This window comes from Rhodococcus sp. 14C212 (assembly GCF_011058195.1).
Lineage (GTDB): Bacteria > Actinomycetota > Actinomycetes > Mycobacteriales > Mycobacteriaceae > Rhodococcus > Rhodococcus aetherivorans.
The window spans coordinates 1-3,223 of the sequence record NZ_JAALEH010000185.1; the positions used below are offsets into that span (position 1 = coordinate 1).

Below are 3,223 nucleotides of genomic sequence, written 5' to 3' on the forward strand. Positions count from 1 at the left end.
GCTCCCCCCGGCGCTTCGCGCCGGGGAACGGGGCGGGTCGCTGCGCTCCCCGCCAGGGAGCCGCTGCGCGGCTCGATGGCGGTCCAGCTGCGTTGCCGTCGCCCGCGTCGCTGCGCTCCGCTTGAGATCGAACATAGTTGTTCCCCAACATTTTTGGTTTCAAACTTGAGAACGGCATCAGCAAGCACCGGAAGCCTGGGACGCGCTGCGCGCGTCGCGCCCGCCCCCGTCGCACTGCTCTCGACCCGGTCCGACGTCATGCACCTATCGTACCCGCACTACCATACCGAGCACCAGACGGGACACGGCATCCATAGGAACGAAATTTGATACCCACCAATATAATACGAAGCAACAGTAATTCACTGTGTGCAAACTAACCAGAATGCCGCTCTGAACAATGTAATTCCGACAATTGATGCAGCACATCATAATTCGCAGAACCGCGCAAAACCGGCACCGAAACGGCGCGAGGCACCCCCGCGGAACCGCCGCAGCACACGTCGCCGCAGCACACGTCGCCGGCGCACACGCCGGCTCCAGACCGGGACGTGTCATATCAGCACGGCACCGTCGAACCCCACCCATCCTCACGAAGCCAGCCTGTATCGGCCGGCCCCCAGCCCGGAGGACGGCATGCGTTCGACGAGACCTTCCACCTGGAAATCGGTGTGCATCCAGCGACGCACGTCGGGGCACGAGTACCACCGCCGCCCTTCCTTCAGGACGGACTCGGGAACGGAATCGGCACGGGGCGATACGCAAGGCCATAGTCATCGACCGTATGCCCTCCGACCGGCCCGAACGGGAGGACGGGTCAGAGGCTGCCGGGGAGGTCGAGGACCACGATCCCGGTCTCGGTCTCCAGTGCGTCCCACAGGTCCGGGCGCTCGAGCAGATTCTCGGTGCCCAGCACCGTGAAGTCGGTGGGCTCGTCGTCGGTGCTGGTCCGGTCCCCGCCGGCCGCGAACACCGCGATGCACGCGTCGACGTGCTGCAGATCGTGGCGCGCCCAATACCTGATTCCGTCGAAACCCGCGTCATGTAACGCTTGTGCCCACTGCTGGGTCAGTGGATAGTCGGTGGTGGTGAACAGTTCGGACGTCACTCCGAACCGGATCGCCCGGTTGCACGTCGCATCGGCGAGACGCAGATCCTTCCCGACGGCCAACGTCGAGATGTCCCGGCCGGCGAGTTCCGGGCGCGGGATGACCTCGATGCCGCTCCACGCTTCGAGCAAGGTCAGAAGCGCTGTTTCGGCGGTGTAGCAGGTTCCCACGGATTCGGTGAGATCGAAGCGTCCACCGCCGGTGTTGCTGAACCACCAGGGGCCCCGGTGTGCGGTGTGGCTGCGGTAGATCGTGGTGTGGGCGGCGAGGACGGTCTCAGGGAACCGTCCCCGGAGCTGATCCGGGGACGGCGGCGACTGAAGATGTTGTTGTGTGCGACGGAAATTCACGAAGCGAGCCGCTCCGATGCCTGCCGTGCGAGCTTCTCGACCTCCGCGACGTCACCATCGAGCAGACCCTGCCGCGGGGTACGGCCGCCGAGCTCGGGCTGAGTGCTCGACATCCACGAGGCGATCGTCCACTGGTCCACGTCGGTGTGAGCCCAGGCGGCCAGGACGTTCTTGATCCCGGGCATCGGCCGGTAACCGAGATCGGTCTCGGTAAATCCGCCCGACCAGTAGCCCGCGGTGCCGTCCTCGGCGGTCAAGCGCAACACGCGGCGGTCCCCGACGGCCTGACTGAGAGCCTGCTTCGACCAGCCGGTCACCTCGAGGGTCTGACTGTGGGTCAGGATCGCGCCGATGTGCTTTTCCCAGACTCGGCGCGCCTTCAGGCCGGACAACACGTTTCGCACCCGGTCGGCCACGTACCGTGCGTCGTCGTCGTCGAGCGGCTCCGAGGCCATCCCGCTGGCGTCCAGCTGGTCGTCGACGACCTTCTTCAGTGGAGTGCTCATACCTTGATAGTCCACGGTCAAGCAGGTCAAGTCAAGCAGGTCAACCGTGGGTGCAGTGTCCAGCTCCACACACCAGGAACGATCAACACTCCGACGGGAACACCAAGGCCCGACTCCCCTGAGCACACCCGACCACGCGAGTGACCCGGCCGGTCGACGGCCACGCACCGGACCCGGTGTTCGGCCGGCGCCCGGCCACCGGATCCGATCCCGACATCGGACGGTTGGTCACAGCGGTCGATGCCCCGCGTCGGCACACAGCTCGGGCAGCACGGTGCCGACACAGTCCAAACACCCCGCCACCGAGGGGGACCACCAGGCCGAGGAACGCTCCGGAGAATACGGCGAACAGCTCCCGAGCACCTCCTCGGGAACTGCCTCCGACCCGGTATCGCCCCCCGCACACCGAACAACACCGATCAGCCGATGAGGTCACAGCACACCAAAGGTCCACCCCGCCACGAAGAAACCGATCCACGGGTTCGGAATGTCCCAAGGTCGCCTTCTCCCGCACCCTCCCCGAGGCCCACTGGAACAACCCCTGATCCGCGAGAACGCCGTCGAAGAAATCCGCAGACTCAAAGCCACAGGCGACGGCGCCCTGGAGGTCGGCGGCACGGGCCTGGCGGCCTCACCGATCCCCCACGGGCTCATCGACGAATACCACCTGTACCTCTCCCCGATCGTGCCCGGCGGCGGCCCCCACCGGTCCGACCGGAACGGCCACACAAGCCACCCGCAGGGAATGCATGCCGCCGCAGGCTCGCTCGGGCACCTGAACCCGCCTACCCGACGCGGCCGCCTTCACAACCCGGACGGCCCTACGGTGCAGATCGCTCCGCGCGCGTTCCATCACACCCTCGGTACAATGCGGCCGGTACGTCCAGGCCCGGACGAGGCCGTCGTCATAGTCATCGACATACTCCCCCGCCCCCGCACCGTGGTGTGCCAGCCGACCCTGACGCTGCCCGGGCCCGTCAGAACACCGGCTCCCACCTGCTCGACAAGCCCCCTCAGCCAACGCGTACAAGTCAGACCAGCCTGACGCCCCGCCGAAGCGCTGACATCGACCGTCTACGCGGCTGTCGACGGCCGCCGCCTCACCGACCGCATCCAGCCGGGCGGCGCGCACGATCACCTGACCCACCCGCTGCTCGACTACCGCGTGCCGCGGAAACGCATGCCGCAGACCCCCGTACCACCACATCGATCCCGGCCCCCACCTCGGGGGAGGACACCGGCAACCGCTCCACCACCC

At 66.8% G+C, this 3,223-nt stretch carries 2 protein-coding genes and 1 pseudogene; 1 reads left to right on the forward strand and 2 read right to left on the reverse strand.

What is annotated here, in order from left to right; all coding sequences use genetic code 11:
• Positions 1–817: 817 nt before the first annotated feature.
• Both G6038_RS30480 and G6038_RS30485 read right to left on the reverse strand, forming a co-directional pair.
• Positions 818–1,459, reverse strand: coding sequence for an RES family NAD+ phosphorylase (locus tag G6038_RS30480; protein ID WP_346772963.1), 642 nt, complete (start codon positions 1,457–1,459; stop codon positions 818–820).
• Positions 1,456–1,965: a hypothetical protein gene (locus G6038_RS30485; protein WP_165042615.1), complete on the reverse strand. Its 510-nt coding sequence runs from the start codon at positions 1,963–1,965 to the stop codon at positions 1,456–1,458. The genes G6038_RS30480 and G6038_RS30485 overlap by 4 nt, the downstream gene beginning before the upstream one ends.
• A gap of 491 nt (positions 1,966–2,456) precedes the next feature.
• Between G6038_RS30485 and G6038_RS31745 the strand changes: the two are divergent.
• Positions 2,457–2,665 (forward strand): annotated as a pseudogene (locus tag G6038_RS31745) (dihydrofolate reductase family protein); the annotation flags it as partial.
• Between the last annotated feature and the right edge of the window lie 558 nt (positions 2,666–3,223).